The organism is Herbaspirillum sp. SJZ106 (genome assembly GCF_006715495.1).
Classification (GTDB): Bacteria; Pseudomonadota; Gammaproteobacteria; order Burkholderiales; family Burkholderiaceae_D; genus Herbaspirillum.
The window spans coordinates 389,906-409,780 of the sequence record NZ_VFNI01000002.1 but is presented as its reverse complement, the minus strand read 5'-3'; the positions used below and the strand labels follow the sequence as shown (position 1 = coordinate 409,780).

At 63.4% G+C, this 19,875-nt stretch carries 19 protein-coding genes; 12 read left to right on the top strand and 7 right to left on the bottom strand.

All coding sequences use genetic code 11. From position 1 onward, the window contains the following. Positions 1–52 precede the first annotated feature (52 nt). The 3 genes from FB598_RS07065 to dapF are packed head-to-tail and all read left to right on the top strand — an operon-like array spanning position 53 to position 2,686. Positions 53–898 carry a lysophospholipid acyltransferase family protein gene (locus FB598_RS07065; RefSeq protein WP_141913842.1) on the top strand — a complete coding sequence of 282 codons (846 nt, stop codon included), beginning with the start codon at positions 53–55 and terminating at the stop codon, positions 896–898. Then, positions 895–1,782 (top strand): lipid A biosynthesis acyltransferase, encoded by an 888-nt coding sequence (locus tag FB598_RS07060; RefSeq protein ID WP_141913843.1) that lies wholly within the window; start codon positions 895–897, stop codon positions 1,780–1,782. Before FB598_RS07065 ends, FB598_RS07060 begins: the two co-directional genes overlap by 4 nt. 46 nt (positions 1,783–1,828) lie before the next feature. Then, on the top strand, positions 1,829–2,686 hold the full coding sequence (gene dapF, locus FB598_RS07055; RefSeq protein ID WP_141913844.1) for a diaminopimelate epimerase: 858 nt from the start codon (positions 1,829–1,831) through the stop codon (positions 2,684–2,686). 119 nt (positions 2,687–2,805) lie between these two features. On the opposite strand, the gene FB598_RS07050 is transcribed toward dapF, so the two are convergent. Further along, entirely contained in the window at positions 2,806–4,431 is a 1,626-nt protein-coding gene (locus tag FB598_RS07050) for an SEL1-like repeat protein (RefSeq protein ID WP_141913845.1), read from the bottom strand. Between the two features lie 367 nt (positions 4,432–4,798). On the opposite strand from FB598_RS07050, the gene FB598_RS07045 reads away from it, so the two are divergent. The 4 genes from FB598_RS07045 to FB598_RS07030 all read left to right on the top strand — a co-directional run bounded on the left by FB598_RS07045 (position 4,799) and on the right by FB598_RS07030 (position 8,684). Beyond that, positions 4,799–5,938 (top strand): porin, encoded by a 1,140-nt coding sequence (locus FB598_RS07045; protein WP_141913846.1) that lies wholly within the window; start codon positions 4,799–4,801, stop codon positions 5,936–5,938. Between the two features lie 330 nt (positions 5,939–6,268). Further along, positions 6,269–6,937 carry a DUF484 family protein gene (locus FB598_RS07040; protein ID WP_141913847.1) on the top strand — a complete coding sequence of 223 codons (669 nt, stop codon included), beginning with the start codon at positions 6,269–6,271 and terminating at the stop codon, positions 6,935–6,937. Between the two features lie 106 nt (positions 6,938–7,043). Further along, positions 7,044–8,033, top strand: a complete 990-nt coding sequence (locus FB598_RS07035) for a tyrosine recombinase XerC (protein ID WP_141913848.1) — start codon at positions 7,044–7,046, stop codon at positions 8,031–8,033. A 78-nt stretch (positions 8,034–8,111) separates the two neighbouring features. Then, the gene (locus FB598_RS07030) at positions 8,112–8,684 is read left to right on the top strand and encodes a Fur family transcriptional regulator (protein ID WP_141914213.1); all 573 of its coding nucleotides are present in this window, start codon (positions 8,112–8,114) and stop codon (positions 8,682–8,684) included. A 36-nt stretch (positions 8,685–8,720) separates the two neighbouring features. Here the strand turns inward: FB598_RS07030 and FB598_RS07025 are convergent, their stop codons facing one another. Further along, on the bottom strand, positions 8,721–9,464 hold the full coding sequence (locus tag FB598_RS07025) for an HAD-IA family hydrolase (RefSeq protein ID WP_141913849.1): 744 nt from the start codon (positions 9,462–9,464) through the stop codon (positions 8,721–8,723). A 96-nt stretch (positions 9,465–9,560) separates the two neighbouring features. Here FB598_RS07025 and FB598_RS07020 point away from each other — a divergent pair, with 96 nt between their 5' ends. After that, positions 9,561–10,466 carry a TraB/GumN family protein gene (locus FB598_RS07020; protein ID WP_255515739.1) on the top strand — a complete coding sequence of 302 codons (906 nt, stop codon included), beginning with the start codon at positions 9,561–9,563 and terminating at the stop codon, positions 10,464–10,466. 132 nt (positions 10,467–10,598) lie between these two features. Here FB598_RS07020 and argB read toward each other — a convergent pair whose 3' ends face one another. The 4 genes from argB to FB598_RS07000 all read right to left on the bottom strand — a co-directional run bounded on the left by argB (position 10,599) and on the right by FB598_RS07000 (position 14,012). Further along, a complete protein-coding gene (gene argB / locus FB598_RS07015; protein WP_050467787.1) occupies positions 10,599–11,492 on the bottom strand; it encodes an acetylglutamate kinase in 894 nt (297 codons plus the stop codon). A gap of 119 nt (positions 11,493–11,611) precedes the next feature. Then, a complete protein-coding gene (locus FB598_RS07010; RefSeq protein ID WP_141913851.1) occupies positions 11,612–12,382 on the bottom strand; it encodes a hypothetical protein in 771 nt (256 codons plus the stop codon). A 47-nt stretch (positions 12,383–12,429) separates the two neighbouring features. After that, positions 12,430–13,203 (bottom strand): type III pantothenate kinase, encoded by a 774-nt coding sequence (locus FB598_RS07005; protein WP_141914214.1) that lies wholly within the window; start codon positions 13,201–13,203, stop codon positions 12,430–12,432. A 2-nt stretch (positions 13,204–13,205) separates the two neighbouring features. After that, positions 13,206–14,012: a biotin--[acetyl-CoA-carboxylase] ligase gene (locus tag FB598_RS07000; protein ID WP_141914215.1), complete on the bottom strand. Its 807-nt coding sequence runs from the start codon at positions 14,010–14,012 to the stop codon at positions 13,206–13,208. Between the two features lie 209 nt (positions 14,013–14,221). Here FB598_RS07000 and FB598_RS06995 point away from each other — a divergent pair, with 209 nt between their 5' ends. From FB598_RS06995 to FB598_RS06980, 4 genes are all read left to right on the top strand, one after another. Continuing rightward, complete coding sequence (locus FB598_RS06995; RefSeq protein WP_141913852.1) at positions 14,222–15,385, top strand: VanZ family protein; 1,164 nt, start codon at positions 14,222–14,224, stop codon at positions 15,383–15,385. 93 nt (positions 15,386–15,478) lie between these two features. Then, a complete protein-coding gene (locus FB598_RS06990; protein ID WP_141913853.1) occupies positions 15,479–15,799 on the top strand; it encodes a ferredoxin in 321 nt (106 codons plus the stop codon). A gap of 19 nt (positions 15,800–15,818) precedes the next feature. Beyond that, the gene (locus FB598_RS06985) at positions 15,819–16,481 is read left to right on the top strand and encodes an alpha/beta hydrolase (RefSeq protein WP_141913854.1); all 663 of its coding nucleotides are present in this window, start codon (positions 15,819–15,821) and stop codon (positions 16,479–16,481) included. A gap of 249 nt (positions 16,482–16,730) precedes the next feature. Beyond that, positions 16,731–17,885 carry a D-alanyl-D-alanine carboxypeptidase family protein gene (locus tag FB598_RS06980; protein WP_141913855.1) on the top strand — a complete coding sequence of 385 codons (1,155 nt, stop codon included), beginning with the start codon at positions 16,731–16,733 and terminating at the stop codon, positions 17,883–17,885. A 303-nt stretch (positions 17,886–18,188) separates the two neighbouring features. On the opposite strand, the gene ahpF is transcribed toward FB598_RS06980, so the two are convergent. Further along, complete coding sequence (gene ahpF / locus FB598_RS06975; RefSeq protein WP_141913856.1) at positions 18,189–19,787, bottom strand: alkyl hydroperoxide reductase subunit F; 1,599 nt, start codon at positions 19,785–19,787, stop codon at positions 18,189–18,191. Between the last annotated feature and the right edge of the window lie 88 nt (positions 19,788–19,875).

Genomic DNA, 19,875 nt, shown 5'->3' with positions numbered 1-19,875 from the left:
TTTCTGCAATTTGACGGTTGTTTTTACGGCCCTGTCCCTGTTATCGGCAAGTATGCTCGTTTCTTTATTCCGCCTGTTGTCCTTTTTGCCCTTGCCGGTTTTGCACGCCATCGGGCTGGCAATGGGTTGGCTGGTCTTTCTGGCATCGCCCGCCTACCGGCGGCGTTTCATCGACAACATCGAACGCGCCGGCCATCGCGCCCATTTATATAAGGCTGTCGGCGAAGCCGGGAAAGGCATGTTCGAATTGCCCTTCATCTGGTGCGCCAACCCCGGCCGGGTGTTGCGTACCGCCCGCGTCGAGGGTTGGGAATTCGCCCAGCAGGCGCTGGATGCCAAGTCCGGCCTGATTCTGCTTACCCCGCACCTGGGATGCTTCGAGATCACCGCACAGGCCGTGGCGCAGCGCACCCGACTCAGCGCGCTGTATCGCCCGCCGCGCAAGGCGGCGCTCAAGCCGCTGATCGAGGGCGCAAGGGCGCGCGCCAACCTGCACCTGGCTCCGGCCAGCCTGGCGGGCGTGCGTATCCTGCTCAAGGCCCTGAAGAGCGGCCAGGCGATCGGCCTGCTGCCCGACCAGGTGCCGCAGAATGGCGAAGGCGTCTGGGCCGATTTCTTCGGCAAACCGGCCTATACGATGACCCTGTCGGCCAAGCTGCACCAGATGAGCGGCGCGCCCATCGTGCTCGTTTATGCCGAGCGGCTGTCGTGGGGACGCGGTTACGCCGTGCGTTTCGTGCCCTTTGAAGGCGAACTGGGCGATACCCCGCAGCAACAGGCGTGCGCCATCAACGCCGCCATGGAGGCGCTGATCGCCCAATGTCCGGCCCAATATATATGGAGCTACAACCGCTACAAGGTGCCGCCGGGCGTGGCCAGACCGGAGGAGATGCAATGAGGGCCCTGATCGGACTCATGTGGCTGCTGCATTGGCTGCCACTCCCCATCCTTGGCCGCCTTGGCGAAGCATTGGGCTCGCTGCTTTATATGTATATGCGGCCGCGCCGGCGCATCACGCTGGTCAACCTGCGCCTGTGCTTTCCCGAAAAGTCCGAGGAAGAGCGCCGCGACATCGCGCGCCGGCATTTCCAGGCCTATGCCCGCAGCGCGCTGGAGCGCGGCGTGCTGTGGTGGGCCTCCGAGGCGCGCCTGAGACGACTCATCAAGATCGAGCCGGGCATCCCCTTCGAGACCCTCAAGGCCGGCCCCGTCATCCTGCTGTGCCCGCACTTTGTCTGCCTGGAAATCCCCGGCATCTCGCTGGGGATCAATTCCGAGTATTCGGTATGCACCCTCTATGCACGCCAGCAGAACCAGATCATCGATGAAGCCCTGCTCAAGGGACGCTCGCGCTTCAAGCCGGTCACCCTGCTCACGCGCGAGAAGGGCGTCAAACCGATCATCCGCGCCATGCGCGGCGGCCTGCCCTTTCTCATGTTGCCGGACATGGATTTCGGCATCCGCGACGCCGAATTCGTCCCTTTCTTCGGCGTGCCCGCCGCCACGCTCACGGCCACCGCGCGCATCGCTTCGGCCACCGGCGCGTCGGTCGTGCCGGTGGTCACCACCTTCCTGCCCGGCTACCGCGGCTGGAAGACCACCTTCTATCCGGCCTGGACGGATTACCCGGGCGACGACATCGTCGCCGCCACCCGCCGCATGAACGCCTTCATCGAAGAACGCGTGCGCGAAACCCCTGCCGAATACTTCTGGGCCCACAAGCGCTTCAAGACCCGTCCGCCCGGCGAACCCGATCCTTACCGCCGCGACACGGCCGGCTGAACATTCAGCCTGCCTTCCTGTAAAAAAGCGGCCCTATAATGTCTTCATGAAGATCAAATTCACCAAGATGCATGGCGCCGGCAATGACTTCGTCGTGCTGGACGCCATCAACCAAGCCATTTTCCTCCGGCCCGACCAGTGGAAGTTCATTGCCGACCGCCGTTTCGGCATCGGCGCCGACCAGATGCTGGTGGTCGAAAAGGCCCGCGGCGATGGCGTGGATTTCCGTTACCGCATCTACAACGCCGATGGCGGCGAGGTGGAGCAATGCGGCAACGGCGCGCGCGCCTTCGTGAAATTCGTGACCGACAAGGGCCTGACCGACAAGCGCGCGATCCGGGTGGAAACCATGTCGGGCATCATCGAACCCCGGCTGGAAGAGGATGGGCGTATCACCGTCGACATGGGCGCCCCGATCCTGGCGCCGGCCGACGTGCCGTTCGACAGCGCCGGACTGGAAAGCCGCATGGAAGGCCAGGACGCCCTCTGGCCGCTCGATGTTGCCGGGAAGACAGCCTGGATTTCGGTAGTATCGATGGGCAACCCGCACGCGGTACAGGTGGTGGCCGACACCGAAGCGGCCCCGGTCCTGCAGGATGGCCCGCTGATCGAACATCATCCGCGCTTCCCGCGCCGGGTCAACGCCGGCTTCATGCAGATCGTCGACCGCCATCATGTGAACCTGCGCGTGTATGAGCGCGGCGCCGGCGAAACGCTGGCCTGCGGCACCGGCGCCTGCGCGGCGGTGGTGGCCGGGATTCGCCGCGGCCTGCTGGATTCGCCGGTCGCCGTGCAAACGCATGGCGGCATACTCAGCATCGCCTGGCAGGGCGCAGGCCAGCCAGTGCTGATGACCGGCCCTGCGGTGTCGGTGTTCGAAGGCGAAATCGACTTGCCGGATTGATACCGGCGCCGCTGGCCGAAGTATCGTCCTGAATAAAAAATGGCTTGCCGCTTGGCAAGCCATTTTTATTCAGGGAAGCGCCTGGAACTCAGTGCATCGACAGGAAGAGCAATGAATCCTCATTCAACGCCCACACCTTGCTCTTGAGCCTCTTCCGCGTTCGAGTCTGCATCGGGCACAACCGTCTTCAAACGATACAGGCGCTGCCGGTAATTGCCCTCGGGACCGGATGGTCCGCAATCCACGTCTTCGAACAAGCGACCGATGCGGTTGAGCGCGCCGCGTTCTTCGCCCGTCTCGACCATGATCAGGCGGCGCTTGCTGCGCGCATACTGGGCGCGGATGTCGACCATCAGGCAATGGCCGCAGTCGGCCTGCTTGAGGTCGAGCAGCAAGGCCTCCGGCCGCGTCAGGTTGAACAAGGCCGCCAGCTCGATGCGCGCCGCCAGGAACGGGTAGGCGTTGACCTGCTCCCGGGTCAGCTGCGCGCGCGCCTGCACCGCCCACGGCGCCGTGCCGGGACGATCGGCGACTTTCTCCAGCAATGCTTGCGCCTGGACGCTGCCTTGGGTAGCGGCCTTTTGCAGCCAGTAAAGGGCGCGCACATCATTGGCCGGGTCGTCGCGGCGATTGCGCCAGGCCGTGACGCCGCATTCCAGTTGCGCCGCCATATGCCCCATCTCCGCCGCGCGCTCCAGATAGTGCTGTACATCGGCCAGGTTGCGCTGGGAAAATTCCGGTTTCAGGTAAATGCGCGACAAGGCATACCAGGCTGCCGCCATGCCCTGCTCTCCGGCCAGCGTCAGCCAGCGGATCGCCTTCTTGTAATTAGCAGAACCTCGCCCAGGGAATTGCCGCTCACCCTGCTCGTCCATCCGCCCATATAACAGTCCAAGCCCCAACTGGGCATCGCGATCCCCGGCCAAAGCGGCCAGCTCCAGCAATTGCTGGACATAGAGCAAGTTGGGCTGCGCCTCGGCCAGCCGTACCTGGGCCAAACGCCTTAACAGTTGTATGTTCTGTCCACCGAGGCTGGAAGCCAGCATCTCGGCCGGCGCATTCAGCTGGCCGGCCACCGTCTCATATTGCCTGAGCAATACATCGGCCAGGGGCTGGGCGCGCTGGAGGAACCCCGGCATGTCCGACTGGCTCCACGCCGCATCGGCCAACGCATGCTGGGCCTGTTCGATGCCGGCGTCGGCAGCCCTCTGGGTCCACTGGCGGATTTCATCCTGCGGCCGGGCTACCTGTGGCGCCAGCTCTGCACCGGCTGCAACTGCAGCCACAGCCTCGCCGCTTTGGGCCAACTGCCGCTGTACCTCAGGACTTTGCTGGGCCAACAACCATTGGGCATCAGGGTTGCCCTCGCGCGCCACCACCTCCAGCGCCCGGATCGCCTTCTTTTTAAGATCGGCGCTGATCTGCGCAACATTGCCCAGCACCAGCCTGGCAAACACCAGTCCGGCCTTGCTCAGTCCGGCATCGAATGCCCGCTCGTACCATAAGGCCGCATCCTGCGGCCTGGCCAGGGGCATGACCACTTCATAGGGGATGTGCTGGGCGATCAGCATCCACGCATCCGCCAGTCCTTGGCGCGCGGCGCGCTCCAGCCAGTGGAATGCGGTTCCCAGACTTTGGGGCAAGCCGTTACCGCCAAACAGGTAACGCTTGCCCAGGGTGAGCTGCGCCTCGGCCTGGCCGGCCCGCGCGGCGCGGATGATTGCCAGATCTTCTCGATTTGCCATTAGCCTTCTGCGATAGATCAGAAAATCAAAATTATGCCCTACAAATCACATTTTTTTAAAATGGAAGACGAAACACTATAAATGCATCTTTTTAACAACAATTTGACGCATGAGACGGATCGGATCAAGTTCCCCCTCAAAGGGCCGATAACAAGGCGTACCCCGCAAGCGAAAATCCGCTTTGAACGGATCCTTCGCATGGAAAGCGTTTGAAAAAAACAACACTCAGCAAGCAGTTTGACGCTTTCAACCAAAATTCCAGCCGCCAAACGACCAATCTGCGGCCATGCCAAATGAGAACCCTTAATGTCTCACCATCCGACTAGAAGTACGGATCCTCAAGACTATTTTTATAGAAGGATGTCAAATGAAAAAATCTCTGCTGGCACTGGCCGTTCTCGGCGCGTTCGCAGGTGCTGCTCAAGCACAAAGCTCCGTTACTATCTACGGTATCGTTGATACTGGTATTGCATACACCAGCAAGGCTGTTAACACCACCACTGGTAACACCGGCAGCAAGTTCGGCCTGAACTCGGGCGTCATCCAGGGTTCGCGTATCGGTTTCAAGGGCGTTGAAGATCTGGGCGGCGGTCTGTCGGCCGTGTTCAACCTGGAAGCTGGCTTCAAGAACGACACCGGTGCGCTGGATGATACCAAGACCACCAACACCCTGTTCCGTCGTAAGTCGGTCGTCGGTCTGCAAGGCGGTTTCGGTAGCGTGCTGCTGGGTCGTCAAACCGACTTCGCCGACACCATCTCCGCTTACACTTCGGTGGCTGACTTCGGTGGCGTGACCGGCGCCGTCGGCCACAACCTGGATCGCCTGGAAGGCACCCGTACCAACAACTCGATCAGCTACACCACCGCTAACCTGAGCGGCTTTACCGGTAACCTGATCTACGGTTTCGGTGAAACCGCTGGTCAAACTTCGGCTGGCCAAGCTTTCGGTATTGGCGGTAAATACGACAACGGCCCTCTGGGCTTGGGTCTGAACTACTACCAATCGAAGCAAGGTTCGACCCCGTCTGACACCTCGCTGCTGAGCTCCGCTGGCGCTGGCGATGCAACCAACGCAGGCAACTCCGCTGCCAAGGTTCTGAACGTTGTGGCTAGCTACCAGTTTGGTCCGGCACGTGTGTACGGTAACTGGTCGCGCGTCAAGCAAGACCTGAGCCCTTCCGTGACTACGACTGCCAACCAGACCCTGGCAAACGCCAACAAGGCTGACGTGTACGAACTGGGTACCGCTTACTCCCTGAGCCCCTCCCTGAAGCTGCTGGCTAGCGTGCAACACACTCGCGCCAGCTTCAAGAGCGTTGATGGCAAGGGCAAGCTGACCCAAATCAACCTGGGTACTGACTACTGGCTGTCCAAGCGTACCGATCTGTATGCCTTCGTGTCGAACATCCGTGCTTCGGACATGATCAACACTGGCGTCTACGGCGACACGACTGGTTCCGATGCCAGCCAAACCGCTGTTGCAGTTGGTATCCGCCACAAGTTCTAATTTAAGGACCTGATGCCCGGCATGAAAATGCCGGTCTTCACTACTTGAGTTAAAACCGATTCGGGCTTGCATGAGCAATCATGCAAGCCCGTTTCTTATTCCGCGCCCCTGCGTCATTTTTCCGAACGGCCCTCCCGGTTTGACTCTCTGTGCCTACGCACTCCGCAACAGACCGCCTGCCGGCAAAGCCGGAAGAAGCGCTCTCAGCGATTGTCAGCCTTTCCGATAGCGAGGATAATCTCGCGATACTCTTGGCATTGCCTGGCGGCATGGAGAAAACATGATCCCGCCTGACAACACTGCCGTGACACACATACGAACACACTAGCGATGACCACCCAACTGGACTCCGATCTGATTGCCGAATACCTGCTTGATCACCCTGGCTTCTTCGAAGAGCATGCAGAGTTGCTGTCGAGAATCAAATTGACCAGCCCGGTCATGGGCCGCGCCGTTTCCCTGCAGGAACGCCAGATGGAAATCCTGCGCGAAAAGATCAAGGTGCAGGAGCTGCACATGGCCGACCTGATGCGCATCGCCCAGGAAAACGACGAAATCACCAACAAGTTCCAGGCATGGACGCGCGCCCTGCTGCTGGCGCGCAATGAGACCGACCTGCCGCACACGCTGGCCGATCAGTTGAAAGAAATCTTCCATGTGCCGCAAGTTACCCTGCGCCTGTGGAATCTGCCCGAAACGCATGCCGCGCAATGGTTCACGCAGTCGGTGTCGGAAGATGCGCGGATTTTCGCCAATGGCCTCTCCGCGCCATTTTGCGGTCCCAACAAGGACTTCGAAGCCGCCTCATGGCTGGAAGACGCCGCCTCGGTCAAATCGGTCGCGATCCTGCCGCTGCGCGGCGGCGCCTCGCCGGACTCATTCGGCCTGCTGGTGCTGGGCTCGGGCGACCCCAATCGCTTCACTGCGGAGATGGGCACCGACTTCCTCACCCGCATCGGCGAAACCGCCAGCGCGGCACTGGCCTGCCTGCTGCGCTGAAAACGGGCCGCCCGTACGGCCTTTATCCGCCTCCGCCTTATTTCGCCGCGTCCGGGCAGCGTGGCACAGCCTGGGAACCTGAGCAGGTTCTAAGAAATGAGCGCCGATGGATACCGCCCCGCACTCGCTGATTCAGCAATACCTCTCCACGCTGCGCACCCAGCGCAAACTGTCCGCCCATACCACGGAAAACTATGGCCGCGACCTGCAGGAACTGCTCGGCCTGCTGTCCACGGCGGCCAATCCGGCCAGCGGCGATGGCGCCCTTGATTTCCGCAAGACCAGCCAATTCCAGATCCGCAAATGCGCGGCGCAACTGCACGCGCGCGGCCTGAATGCGCGCTCGATCTCGCGCAAATTGTCGGCATGGCGCGGTTTTTTCGCCTGGCTGTCGATGGAAGTCGAATTGAAGGCCAATCCGGTGGATGGCGTAAAGCCGCCCAAGAAAAGCAAGCCGCTGCCCAAGGCGCTGGCCGCCGACGATGCCATCCGGCTGGTGTCGCAGGGCAATCCGGGCAAGGATCCTTCTTCCACCATGGCCGCATGCAACCGCGCCATGTTTGAGCTGCTGTACTCCAGCGGCCTGCGCGTGTCAGAACTGGGGACGATCGACATCGCCGATACCCGGGAAGGCGCTTATGAGTCAGCCGGCTGGATCGACCTGGAGAACGCCGAGGTCACCGTCACCGGCAAGGGCGACAAAAAGCGCAAGGTACCGGTGGGGCAAGCCGCCCGGCAAGCCATTGCCGACTGGCTGCCGATCCGCGCATCGCTGGTGAAAGCGGATGCCGGGCCCGACCGGCATGCGTTGTTCCTGACCGAGCGCGGCACGCGCATGTCCGCCCGCGTCATCCAATTGCGCCTGAAAACCCACGCCCAGGCGCTGGGCATGGCCAGCGATGTGCATCCGCACATGCTGCGCCACTCCTTCGCCTCCCACGTACTGCAAAGCTCCGGCGACCTGCGCGCGGTGCAGGAAATGCTGGGCCACGCCTCCATCACCGCCACCCAGGTTTATACCGCGCTCGACTTCCAGCGCCTGGCCCAGGTCTACGACCAGGCGCATCCGCGCGCCAAGAAGAACGGCCCCAAATAGGCCCCATCGATTCCTGCTGCAAGGCGACAGGAAACCCCGTCATGCATCGGCTAGAATAGAGGCTGAATCACCATGTTGATGCCGCCCATGAAAGCCAAACCCGCCGCTATTCCAGCCAGCAGCCACAGCGCCCAAGCCGACTCCATGGCCGCGCTGGCCCAGGCGCAGCTGCGCGAGGCGGGCGTGCGCGTGACGCAGGCGCGCGTGAACGTATTGGGCGCATTGCTGGAAACCCGCAGCGCGGCCTCGCACCAGGATATCCAGGATCGCTTCGCCGGCATGGATCGCGTCACCCTGTACCGCGCGCTGGATTGCCTGACCGAAGCCGGCCTGGCACACAAGATCTCCAGCGACGACCGCATCTTCCGTTACAGCGCCGGCGCCGACCATCCGGAACACGGCCTGCACGATCACTCGCACGGCAAACAGCACCAGCACGGGCATTTCAAGTGCACGCGCTGCGCGCGCGTATTCTGCCTGGACGCCAGCGACGGCACCGACTTCCTGGCCACCGTGCTGCCGGACGCCGACAAGCACCGCTCCACCGCCGCGCAACTGCAATCGGCCCTGCGCAAGACGCTGGGCAAGGGCTTCCAAAGCCACGAAGTGGAACTGACCATCAAAGGCTGGTGCGCGGACTGCGCGGACTGAGTCCGGCGACCCACGCCACATCCCCGTCCCCATCACTCAGTGCCGCGAACGCGCGGCACCCAGCCCGGCCAGCCGCCGCGGCAACTGCCGCACCGAACTCACCTTGACGTCGACATAGGAAGGAAGGCGGCTGCGCACGCGCTGCGCCGCCAGATGCCCCTGCATCGCATTGCCGATCAGATACTGGGTCACCCAGGCGGTACGCACGCCCAGCTCGCGGGCGGCCTTCAGGTTGTCCACCGTGTCTTCCACCAGGATGCAACGGCGCGGACTGATCTTCTCGCGCGCCAGCAGCTTGCGCAGCATCAGGCGCGACGGCTTGGGACGCAGCTGGCGGTGCACGTGCATGGACTCGATCGAGATATGGCGCGAGAAATGCCGGTGCAACCCCAGATGGCGCAGCAACTCGCGGGAATAGCGGCGCGGCGCGTTGGTCAACAGGATCTTGCGCCCCGGAAGCTGCTGCAGCCAACGCCCGATGCCGCGTTCGGCACGCACCATCCCCGGCAAATCATCGAACAAATGGGCTTCGTGCAGGAAATCTTCCAGGCGCACGTCATGGTGGCGCACCATTCCCAGCAGCGTCGCGCCATACAGTTTCCAGTAATGGCGGCGCAGATGGTTGATCGCCGCCTCGTCGCACGGATGGCCGGCCTGCTCCAGCACGCGCGTCATGTACCGGTTCATGTTAGCGTTGATGGCGGGGAAGATCGCGTGTGACGCGTTGTGCAGGGTATTGTCGAGATCGAACAGCCAGAGCGGTGTAGTATTGGGCGCCATAAATCAAACCATCCGCGCCCCGTACCGGGTCGCGGCGATATCGATGCAAGAAAAGAAAGGCAAGCAGTGAAAGGCTTTGCGGGACGACTGATTATAGTGACATTGGCTTTGCTGTCCTGTTTTTATCTGCCGCAGGCGCATGGCGCCGCGCCCGCGGCTGCGGCCACCGGCCAGGAGCCGCCCAACCGCGGCGCGCTCTACCGGGTTTCCGACGGCCGCCACACGCTGCACCTGTTCGGCACCATCCACGTCGGCGCCAGCGACTTCTATCCGCTGGAACGGCGCATCGCGCAGGCGTTGGGCGAAGCCCCCGTCCTGGCGCTGGAACTGGATCCGCAAAACGCCGGCGCCTTGCAGGCGGCGGTGCAAAAATACGGCATCTACCCGTCCGGCCAGCGCTTCGAAGATCATCTCGACCCGGCGCTGGCCCAGCGCACGATGGCCGCGCTCAAGCGCTACCAGTTGCCCGCGCAACAGATGCAAGGCTTGCGGCCATGGATGCTGGCCATGGTGCTGACCGTACAGGAATACGCCAGCAGCGGCTATCACCCCGAACTGGCGGTAGACAGCTACCTGGCCGGCGCCGCCCGCGCGCATGGCGCAACAGTGGTGGAACTGGAAAGCGCCGAACGGCAGATGTCGATCTTCGCCCGGCTCGATGCCGCGCATCAGGCGCAATTCCTGGGCGACACGCTCGATGAGATGGATGACGCCGACACCACCCGCAAGCTGGCTGAACTGGTCGGCGCCTGGCGCCATGCGGACAGCCAGGGATTCGAAAATGCATTGCAGGAAATGGAGCAAGACCGATCCTTCGCCAGTGCCTTCACCCGCCAGGCGCTGCTGGACGAGCGCAATCCAGATCTGGCCGACGGCATCGCCGCGCTGCTGACCAGGCATGACAAGGCGGTGGCCGCCATCGGCATTCTGCACCTGGTCGGCCCGCGCAGCGTGCCCGCGCTGCTGAAAGAAAAAGGGCTCAAGGTAGAACAGATTTACTGAACGGCGTGACCTCAAACCCGCGAACCGGAAAACCAAAAAACGAAAAAGGATGAGCAAGCTCATCCTTTTTCATTCCCGCAACCATTGCCATGGCATGCACGCTGGCGCCGGCCGCCGCCAGCGCCTGTATTCCTAGTGCGAACGGATCATCGTGCCGAAAGCCTGTTCGGTCAGCACTTCCAGCAGCAACGAATGCTCGATGCGGCCATCGATGATGTGCACGGTATTCACGCCCGACTTGGCCGCGTCCAGCGCCGAGGAAATCTTCGGCAGCATGCCGCCGGAGATGGTGCCGTCGGCGAACATTTCGTCGATCTCGCGCGCCGACAGGTCGGTCAGCAGGTTGCCCGCCTTGTCCTGCACGCCGGCGATGTTGGTCATCATGATCAGTTTCTCGGCATGCAGGATCTCGGCGATCTTGCCGGCCACCACGTCGGCGTTGATGTTGTAGGCCTGGCCGTCGTCGCCGAAGCCGATCGGCGAGATGATGGGGATGAAAGCGTCATCCTGCAGCGCCTTGACCACCGCCGGATTGATCGCCTCGATCTCGCCCACAAAACCGATATCGAGGAACTGGCCCGGCTTCTCCTTGTCCGGCATCTGCATGCGGCGCGCGCGGATCAGGCCGCCGTCCTTACCGGTCAGGCCCACCGCCTGGCCGCCGTAGTGGTTGATCAGCATCACGATATCCTGCTGCACTTCACCGCCCAGCACCCATTCCACCACTTCCATGGTCTCTTCGTCGGTGATGCGCATACCCTGCACGAAGGTTCCCTGCTTGCCGATCTTCTTCAGCGCGGCATCGATCTGCGGGCCGCCGCCATGCACCACCACCGGGTTCATGCCGACCAGCTTCAGCAGGATCACATCGCGCGCGAAACCGTGCTTCAGGCTTTCCTCGGTCATCGCATTGCCGCCATATTTGACGACGATGGTCTTGCCGTGGAATTTGCGGATGTAAGGCAGCGCCTCAGCCAGGATTTCGGCTTTGATCTGTGGCGCAACATTGGTCAGGTCGGTGGTCATGGCGGTGTCCTGTGGGTGGGGGTGGGTTCTTGGGTACGCGATTTTACATGGAAAGAACGATCCGTTCGCGCGGCTGTGCGTGGCTGTGCGTTAATGGCAACGTACCGGCCGCGGAACGCTCAGGCCGAGCAGGCGCGGATTTCCTGGTCCGGGAAGGCGCCCTTGATCTGGTCGAGCGCGGCGCGCGCATCCGGGCTCAGGTCGTGCAGCTGGAACACCTGCTTGCCGGCGCCGGAGCGGCGGGCGATGATGCGCGCGCTGCGCACGCCCCGCCCAATCAACTGGCCGATATACGCCTTGGCCGCCTCCTCGGTACGGAAGATGCCCAGCGAGATGCCGTAGCGCAGCGCCGGATTGGGAGAACTCTCGGGGATCACATAAAAGTCGCCGATGCCCAGGCGGCGCAGTTCGGCCGTACGGCGCTCGGCGCCGTCGCGACCATCCTGCGACGGGATGTAGACCATATGGCTGGTGACGTCCTGCGTCAGCTTCTGGACCACCTTCTCGCCCAGGTTGAGGCTGGCCAGTTGCGAGGAAAAGCGGCGCGCATCGGCAGCGCTGAAATTGCCGACCTCGGTGCAGGACGGCGCGACAGCCGCCGCGGCCCGCTGGGGTGCCGCAGGCGACGGTGGCGCTGTGGCAGGCGCGACGCCGGATGCCGGCTCAGGTGCGGCGGCGGCAGGCTGGGCTGGCGCGTCTTGCGTGCGAACTTGCGGCACCAGCTTCTGGCTGTTGGGCGGCAGGATCGACAGCAACTCCGGGTGCAACTGTTCGGCCAGGCGCTGCGGCTCGCGGCGCTCGGAAGCGGTGGCGCCCAAATAACCGTGCTGCAATCCGAACAGGATGCCGTTGCCGATCAGCAGTAGCCAAAAAAGCAATTTCAGCTTCATCCGCGCTTCCGTCTTCCTTTGCCTTGTCCAGTGAGACAGCCGGCCGTTCAGCCGCTGTAGACCATGGCCGCATGCAGGCCGGCCAAGACCAGATTATCCACCTTTTCCAGTGGCGTATCGCCCAACCTCAAATGCGCAACCAGCGCCGCGCCGGCGCCGCCGGACAGCACGCAGCGCAAGGCGCGCCCCGGCGGCGCCTGGCGGCGGCGCTCATCCAGCGAATGCGCGATGGCGCCGGCCTGGGCTGCGATACAGCCGGAGACGATGGCATCCACCGTGTTGTCGGCAAATGGCTGCGCCAGCGGCGAAATGGATTCGATCTGCGGCAACTGCGCGGTCGACAATGCCAATGAAGTGGCCATCGTGCCCAGCCCCGGCAGGATCATGCCGCCGATGAACACCCCTTCCGCGCTCACGGCATCGATCGTAGTTGCCGTGCCGCAAGTCGCGACCACCAGCTCCTGCCCGGGAAACAAGGCGCGCGCCCCGATGGCCGCGGCAAAACGGTCGCAACCGAGCTGGCCGGGATTGCGGTAGCCATTGCGCAGTCCGGCGCGCTGCGGCACCGAGGCGAACCATTCGATCGCGACATCGGCGCCGAAGGCCTGCTCCAATACCTCGTCCAGCGTCTCGCGCAAGGCCGGCCCTGCGACATTGGATACGCATACGCGCTCCACCGTCAGCCCCTGTTGCCGCCATGCGGCCGCCAGCGACGCGGCCTCGCCGCGCGCCACCGTGCCTTGGCGCAACCAGCGGCTGGCGCCCCCTTCGGCCGGAACCGCCCATTTGATCCGGGTATTGCCGGCGTCGATCAGCAGCATGCTCACGATGCCTGTTCCTGCAAACGCAACGACACATCGCCCGCCAGCACCGCCGCCTGGCCGGCGCCGGTATCGATCAGGAAGCGCCCCATCACATCCACGCCGGCGGCGATACCCTCCTGCACAATACGGCCGTTATCGATTATTTTCACCGGCTGCCCGGCATACGAATGGAATGCTTGCCAACGCGCGATGAAAGCGCCGAAACCGTACCGTTCGAACTCCACCAGCACATCGGCCAGCGCGCTGGTGATGATGGCCAGCACCGTCTCGCGCGGCTGCTTTTGCAGTTCAGGCGCAGTGCCGATGGCGCGTCCCAGTTCGAATTCCAGATCGGGCGGCACTCCCAGGTTCAGGCCGATGCCGATGACCGCCCAGGTGGCCTGGCCGGCGCCGCCATCGGCGGCGGTCTCGATCAGTACTCCGGCCAGCTTGGCGCCATCGCGCAGCACATCGTTGGGCCACTTCAGTTGCGCCTGCACGCCCAGCACCTGGAGCGCTTCGGCCAGCGCCACGCCCACCGCCAACGGCAATCCCAGCAGCGCGTGCAATGGCCGCTCGAAACGCCAGGCCAGCGAAAAGGTCAGCGAAGTCTCCGGCGCGGTGCGCCACGCACGGCCGGCGCGGCCACGGCCGGCGCTCTGGCAGTCGGCCACGCGCAGCACCGGCAGCGCCAGGGTCGGCAGGCGCTGCATCAGGTCGGCATTGGTCGACCCGGTCTGCGCCACGGCCTCGACGACGATGTCCTTGACGTTGGCGTTATCGGAACCGGCCAGCAGCTTGGCGACGCGTTCGCCCTGAACCAGCATCCCGCCGTCGCCGCGCTCGCGGAAGGCGGGTTCAGGCAAGGCCGCGGCCGGCAAATGGGAAGTCTTGTTCATAGGCCGCATTGTAACGGCAGACGGCCACAAAGCGCCGCCTGCGGCGCGCAGGAGGCCCGCCGCGCAACACCTCCATTCCATGTAAAGAGCCGCGCACGCGGCTGTGGCGGCCGGTAAAATCGGTTACCCTCTGGCCCATGGAAGCCAAGCCCAATACGACACCGGCGCCATCCGGCAAGCCGCCTCCCAACACCCCCATTGCCCCCGCCGCCTCGTCCTTCGCGCGCGTGAGCCTCTTGGTGTACACGCTGCTGATCGTCTATGCCAGCTGGTATCCGTTCTCGGGCTGGCGCGACATGGGCCTGGGGCCGTTCGATTACCTGTGGTCGCGCCTGCCGTATTACTGGACCGGTTTCGACATCTGGACCAACATCGCCGGCTACGCTCCGCTGGGCATGCTGCTGGTGCTGGCCATGCACCCGCGCATCGCGCCGGCGTGGGCGATCTGGCCGGCCACGGCCGCCGGCGTATTGCTGTCGGCCTGCATGGAAGCGGTGCAGACTTACTTGCCTACGCGCATCCCCTCCAATCTCGACCTTCTCACCAATGCCGCCGGCGTATTCGTCGGGGCTTTGCTGGGCGCGGCTTGCAGCCGCTATTTCCTGCGCGAGAGCCGTTTGCTTGCCATGCGGCGGCGCTGGTTCTCCGGCGAGGCCAGCCGCGGCCTGGCGGTCGCCGGGCTGTGGCCGCTGGCGCTGGTCTATCCGCAAAACCACCTGTTCGGGCTGGGCCACCTGGTGCCGCCGCTGTCGGCCTTCTTTTCCGACCTGCTCGACACCCCTGTCGACCTGGCCACCACCTGGATCAACAACGCCCAGCTCAGCGCCGAACAATACTGGCTGGCCGACGTCATCGTCACCGCCTGCGGCCTGACCGGCGCGGCGCTGCTGCTCTTGCTGCTGTTGCGCAAGCAAGCGCCGCGCCGCGCGCTGGTAATGCTCTACCTGTTCGGCTGCATCGCCGTGAAATCGCTGGCCTGCGCGCTGTTTTTCGCGCCGCAAAATGCCTTCGTCTGGGTTTCCGCCAGTTCCGCCGGCGGCATCGTGATCGGCGCCATGATGGTCACCGGCCTGTCCTTCGCCCCGCCCACGGCGCAACGGCGACTGGCCGCGCTGGCGCTGATCATCAGCCTGGCGCTTACCAATGCGGTACCGGCCAACCCGTACTACATCTCCACGCTGGAGACCTGGGTGCAAGGCAAGTTCCTCAACTTCGACGGCGCCGCGCAGTTCCTGTCGGTGCTATGGCCGTTCCTGGCGATCTGGTTCCTCTACCACCCGGTGCACCGGAAACAAAAATGAGCGGGGTGTATCATGGCGGTTTTGCCGCGACACCAGGCGCATCAAGGCTGACCAGGCGCCCACGCGCCACCTGACCACGGACCGATCCGCATCATGAGCGACCAACCTTTCTACGAACACCACGTCTTCTTCTGCCTCAACCAGCGCAAGCCCGGCGAGCGTACCTGCTGCGCCAACAAGGGCGCCCAGGCCGCACAGGAGCATGCCAAGAAACGCATCAAGCAACTGGGCCTGGCGGGAGAAGGCAAAGTGCGCATCAACAAGGCCGGCTGCCTGGAGCGCTGCGAGGAAGGGCCGGTGGTAGTCATCTATCCGCAGGGCACCTGGTATACCTACGTCGACAATGAAGACATCGACGAGATCATCGACAGCCATATCGTCGGCGGCAAGATCGTCGACCGCCTCAAGATCTGAACCGCAAGACAAGAAAGCAATGAACGCACATACCCAGAATTTCATGATTGCCGGCGCCGTCGGCCAGCTCGAATGCGCGCTGGACCTGCCGGACCCAGAAACCTTCGCCGCGCCGGCCGGCCTGGCGCTGGTGGCCCACCCGCATCCCCTGTTCGGCGGCACCATGGACAACAAGGTGGCGCAGACGCTGGCGCGCACCTTCCTCGCGCTGGGCTATGTCGCCGTGCGCATGAATTTCCGCGGCGTCGGCAAATCCGAGGGCGTGCACGACCACGGCGTGGGCGAGACCGACGATATGGCGCTGCTGCTCAAGCACATGCGCGGCCAATATCCGGACCTGCCGCTGGCGCTCGGCGGCTTTTCCTTCGGCACCTTCGTGCAGGCGCAACTGCAACAGCGCCTGCTGCAGGACGCTCCCGCCAGCGCCGCCGAACGCCTGGTGCTGGTGGGCACCGCCGCCGGCAAATGGCCGATGCCGCCGGCGCCGGCCAACACCATCCTGATCCACGGCGAGCAGGACGACACCATTCCACTGTCGGCCGTGCTCGACTGGGCCCGTCCGCAGGAGCTGCCGGTGGTGGTGATCCCCGGATCGGATCATTTTTTTCATCGCAAGCTGCAACATATCAAGAACGTGGTGGTCGAAACCTGGCATCGCCGTCCGGCGCAGCCGTTGCCCTGAGCTTCGGCGCACCGGCGGCGATGCGGCAAATCGCCGCCGCGCGCGGTTTCCGAGAGGGGGGTCGTCAGGGAAGTCGATCCATTCAACTTGGGACGGAAGCCGCACGGCGTTTATAATCCCGGGCGTGCAGTTCGCCATGCGGCTCCGGCCAATGGCCTTTCGCTGCGTGGCGGCAACCGAACCCACCCATCTTCTTTTCAAACTACAGCAACGATGTTTCCCTCTGCTGGCATTTTCTCTTTGGCACCGATGAAAAAAATACTCGCGGCCTTCGCCGCCACCGTCCTTTCGATTTCCGCCCTGTCCGCCTCCGCGCAGACGCTGCCGCCGCCGACCGTGGCCGCCAAGTCCTGGCTGTTGCTGGACGCCTCGGCCAACCAGGTGATCGCCTCCGCCGATGCCGACACGCGCGTCGAACCGGCCTCGCTGACCAAGCTGATGACCGCCTACCTGGCTTTCGCCGCCCTGCGCGACAAGCGCCTGAGCGAACCGCAGGAAGTCAGCGTCTCGGTCAACGCCTGGAAGGTCGATCCGAGCAGCTCCAAGATGTTCATCGAACCGAACAAGCCGGTGTCGATCGAGAACCTGCTGTACGGCCTGATTTCGGTCTCGGGCAACGATGCGGCAGTGGCGGTGGCCGAAGCCGTGTCCGGCACCGACGATGCCTTCGTGCAGCTGATGAACCGCGAAGCGCAGCGCCAGGGCCTGACCAATACCCACTTCTCCAACCCGCATGGCCTGCCCAGCCCGGACACATACACCACCGCGCGCGACCTGGCCATCCTGTGCCGCAACCTGATCAACGACTTCCCCGAGTATTACAAGAAGTATTACTCGGTGAAGAAATTCACTTACAACAACATTACCCAGCCCAACCGCAACCGCCTGCTGTGGCTGGATCCGACGGTCGACGGCATGAAGACCGGCCACACCTCCAGCGCCGGCTATTCGCTGATCACCTCGGCCCACCGCCCGGTACCTAACGGCGAACGCCGCCTGATCTCGGTGGTGATCGGCACCGTGTCCGACCAAGTGCGCACGCAGGAAAGCCAGAAGCTGCTGAACTGGGGCTTCCAGAACTTCGACGCCGTAAAGCTGTACGCCAAGGGCCAGCCGGTCGACACGCCTGACGTATGGAAGGGTTCGCAAGGCAAGATCAAGGTCGGCTTCAAGAACGACGTCTACATCACCATCCCCAAGGGCACCGCCGACAAGGTCAAGACCCACCTGGATCGCAACGACCCGCTGATCGCCCCGATCTCGGAAAACGCCAAGGTCGGCACCCTGAAGGTCACCATCGACGACAAGACCGTGACGGAATTGCCGGTGGTCGCGCTGGAATCGGTCGGCCCGGCTGGTTTCCTGGGGCGCGCCTGGGATTCGCTGCGCCTGATGTTCAAGTAATCAGCTACCTGCTTCAAACGAAAACGCCATCGGGATCCGATGGCGTTTTTTTATGGCTGGCGACTATGCTTGAACGTCCCCGGCTCCCTGCGTCTTTCTTCGCATGCCGCCGTATCTCACCGTTCGGGCTGAGTAGCGCCGCAGGCGCGTATCGAAGCCAGCCTGGACCGACAAAGTATCGACGGAGAAGCTTCGATACGCCGCTTTGCGGCTACTCAGTCCGAACGGTTGCCTGCTCGCATACAAACAAAAACGCCACCGGTTACCCGATGGCGTTTCCTTGCTGCCTGATGTGGCTGGTGCTTACGCGACGATCGCTTCCTTCTTTACCGCCGGCGCCTCGTCTTCCACCGAGGAGCGGATCAGGTGGTCGAAGGCCGACAGTGCGGCAGTCGCGCCCGCCCCCACGGCGATCACGATCTGCTTGTACGGCACCGTGGTCACGTCGCCGGCGGCGAACACGCCGGGGATCGAAGTCTGGCCGCGGGCGTCGATCTCGATCTCGCCATGTTTGCTCAATGCGACCGTGCCCTTGAGCCATTCGGTGTTGGGCACCAGGCCGATCTGCACGAACACGCCTTCCAGCTCCACGTGCCTGATCTCGCCGGTTTCGCGCTCCTTGTAGCTGATGCCGTTGACCTTCTTGCCGTCGCCGGTGATCTCGGTGGTCTGCGCCGAGGTAATGATGGTCACGTTGGACAGGCTCTTGAGCTTCTTCACCAGCACCGCATCGGCCTTCAGTTCCGGCGCGAATTCGAGCAGGGTGACATGGCTGACGATGCCGGCCAGGTCGATCGCCGCTTCCACGCCGGAGTTGCCGCCGCCGATCACCGACACGCGCTTGCCCTTGAACAGCGGGCCGTCGCAGTGCGGGCAGTAGGCCACGCCGTGGTTGCGGTATTCGCGCTCGCCCGGCACGTTGACTTCGCGCCAGCGGGCGCCGGTCGACAGGATCACGGTCTTGCCCTTCAACACGCCGCCGTTGGCCAGCTTGACTTCGATCAGCTTGTCGCCGGCCACCAGTTGCTCGGCGCGCTGCGCGTTCATGATGTCGACGTCATAGGCCTTGACGTGCTGCTCCAGCGCGGTGGCGAATTGCGGGCCTTCGGTTTCCTTGACGGAGACGAAGTTCTCGATCGCCAAGGTATCCAGCACCTGGCCGCCGAAGCGCTCGGCGACCACGCCGGTGCGGATGCCCTTGCGCGCCGCGTAGATCGCAGCGGCCGCGCCGGCCGGACCGCCGCCGACGATCAGCACGTCGTACGGTTCCTTGGCGCTCAACTCCTCGCCCTTGCGGGCGGCGGCGCCGGTATCCAGTTTGGCGAGGATTTCCTCGACGCCGGTACGGCCCTGGCCGAACACTTCACCGTTCATGTAGACGGTCGGCACGGCCATGATCTGGCGCTGCTCGACTTCGCCCTGGAACAGCGCGCCGTCGATGGTCACCGAGCGGATACGCGGATTGATGATGGACATCACGTTCAGCGCCTGCACCACTTCCGGGCAGTTCTGGCAAGTCAGCGAGACGTAGGTCTCGAAGCTGTAGTCGCCATCCAGGTTCTTGATCTGCTCGATCACCTTGTCGTCGAGCTTGATCGGGTGGCCGCCGACCTGCAGCAGGGCCAGCACCAGCGAGGTAAATTCGTGGCCCATCGGGATCGCAGCAAATTCGATGCTGATATCGGTCCCGGGGCGGTTCAGTTTGAACGACGGGGTACGTGCGTTCGCAGCGTCGCGTTGCTCGACCAGCTTGATGCGGTCCGACAGCAGCACGATTTCCTGCAGGAGTTCCTGCATCTCACGGGATTTGGCGCCATCATCCAGCGATGCGACGATCTCGATCGGCTGGGTGACCTTTTCCAGGTAGGCCTTCAATTGGGTCTTGAGATTGGCATCAAGCATGATGATTCACTTCCTCTGTTGAGAGTTTCATATCGTCCGGGCCACGGCATCCGCCTTATGGGTTTCAGCCGCTTGCCGTTGATGTTTG